The organism is Pseudomonas sp. dw_358, from assembly GCF_018449655.1.
GTDB lineage: Bacteria > Pseudomonadota > Gammaproteobacteria > Pseudomonadales > Pseudomonadaceae > Aquipseudomonas.
In genome coordinates this window covers 1-1,137 of sequence record NZ_JAAVUX010000049.1, presented here as the reverse complement: position 1 = coordinate 1,137, position 1,137 = coordinate 1, and the positions used below count along the sequence as shown (strand labels likewise).

General features: G+C 63.3%; 1 pseudogene. It reads left to right on the top strand.

Annotated features, from left to right (window positions below):
* Positions 1–1,137: pseudogene (locus HB675_RS25680) on the top strand (RHS repeat protein); the annotation flags it as partial.

Genomic DNA, 1,137 nt, shown 5'->3' with positions numbered 1-1,137 from the left:
CAACATGACCAGCAGCACCGATGCCCGGGGCGTGGTGATCAACTACGCGTACGACGCTCTCAACCGGGTGACCGCAAAAGCCTACCCGGCCACGCCGGCACTCAATGTCGCGCTCACCTATGACGAAACGGCCAACGGCAACAAGGGCATCGGCCACCTGACCAGCCTGCAGGACGGCGGCGGCGCGTTGCACTACAGCTACGACGATCAAGGCAACCTGGTCAGCCAGCAGCGCGCCGTGGCGGTCAACGACACCGCGACCAACGAAACTCTAACCTACGGCTACAACTCGTCGAACAACCTGATCCAGGTCGGCTACCCGGCCGGCCTCACTGCGGCCTACACCCGCAACAGCGCCGACCAGGTCACCGATATCCAGCTGACGGTCAACGGCACCAGCGTGCCGCTGGCCAGCGCCATCAGCTACCAGCCCTTCGGGCCGCTGAAGACCCTGACCTGGGGTAACGGCATCACGCTGACAAGGACCTTCGACAGCGATTACCAACTGACCAACCAGACCATAGGCAATTGGCAAAGCAGCTACACCTTCGACCCGGACAGCAACATCTCCCAGGCGACCCATACGTTATGGGGCACGGTGCAGTACCAGTACGATGCCTTGGGCCGGTTGAGCGAAGAACAAACCAGCGCGACGAAGAAGGACTACATCCTCGACGCCACGGGCAACCGCACCCAGCGAGTGACCACCGACCAGGCCAGCGGCACGGTCACAGACACCCAGACACTGACCTACGCCACTGACAGCAACCGCCTGGCGACCCTCAACGGAGTAGCCGTCACCCACGATGCGGCCGGCAACCAGACCCAGAGCGATGCGCTGCGCTACACCTATGACAACCAGGGTCGACTGAGCGAGGTGGACCAGGCGGGCAGCCAGAAAGTAGCGGACTACCGCTACAACTCGCTGGGCCAGCGGACGGTGAAGCGGGTGTTCGACCCGGCAAGCCAGGCGCTGATCAACACCACGACCTACCTGTATGGCTTGAACGGAGAGGCGCTCGGGCAGACGCTGTACAACGCCTCGGGCAGCAAGGCCAGCGGGCAGTACTGGTTTTGGCTGGACGGCATGCCGCTGGCCCAGGTCAATACCGACTTCGCCGCTGACGGGACGATCAG